The 1,115-nt window shown below is 52.6% G+C and carries 1 protein-coding gene; it reads left to right on the top strand.

The window, feature by feature from the left end; genetic code table 11:
- A partial coding sequence (gene tuf, locus ACFO5Q_RS16710; RefSeq protein WP_380084428.1) for an elongation factor Tu occupies positions 1 to 1,115 on the top strand: 1,115 nt, incomplete at its 3' end.

The raw sequence follows: 1,115 nt of genomic DNA on the forward strand, positions 1-1,115 counted from the left end.
ATGGCTAAAGAAAAGTTTGAACGTAATAAGCCGCACTGCAACATCGGTACTATTGGTCACGTTGACCATGGTAAGACGACGTTGACAGCTGCGATCACCAAAGTTCTGGCTGAAGCATACGGCGGTGCAGCTGTAGACTTCGCGAACATTGACAAGGCTCCAGAGGAGCGTGAGCGTGGTATCACGATCTCTACTGCACACGTTGAGTATGAGACTGAAGCACGTCACTATGCGCACGTTGACTGCCCAGGTCACGCTGACTATGTGAAGAACATGATCACGGGCGCGGCTCAAATGGACGGCGCTATCCTGGTTGTTAACGCAGCAGATGGTCCAATGCCACAGACACGCGAGCACATCCTGCTTGCTCGTCAGGTTGGTGTACCAGCGCTTGTTGTGTTCATGAACAAAGTTGACCAGGTTGACGACGAAGAGCTCCTCGAGCTTGTTGAGATGGAAATCCGTGAGCTTCTGTCTGAGTATGATTTCCCAGGCGACGATATTCCGATCGTAGCTGGTTCTGCTCTTGCAGCTCTCGAAGGTCGTGACGACAACATCGGTAAAGACAAGATCATCGAGCTGATGAAAGCCGTTGATGATTACATCCCACAGCCAGAGCGTGCTGTTGACGGTGCATTCCTGATGCCTGTTGAGGACGTATTCTCCATCTCCGGTCGCGGTACTGTATGTACTGGTCGTGTTGAGCGCGGCATCGTGAAAGTTGGCGAAGAGATCGAGATCGTTGGTATCCGCGACACTCAGAAGACAACTGTTACTGGCGTTGAAATGTTCCGCAAGCTTCTTGATGAAGGTCGTGCGGGCGACAACATCGGTGCGCTGCTGCGTGGTGTAGCTCGTGATGACGTTGAGCGTGGCCAGGTTCTGGCACACGTTGGCTCGATCACGCCACACACCAAGTTCACTGCCGAGACTTACATCCTCACTAAAGAGGAAGGTGGTCGTCACACGCCGTTCTTCGCGAACTACCGTCCACAGTTCTACTTCCGTACAACTGACGTGACCGGTAATGTTGAACTGCCAGAAGGCACCGAAATGGTAATGCCTGGTGACAACGTGAACCTGACTGTTGAGCTGATCGCTCCGATCGCCATGGA

The sequence above is a fragment of the Kordiimonas lipolytica genome (genome assembly GCF_042651265.1).
Taxonomy (GTDB): Bacteria; Pseudomonadota; Alphaproteobacteria; order Sphingomonadales; family Kordiimonadaceae; genus Kordiimonas; species Kordiimonas lipolytica.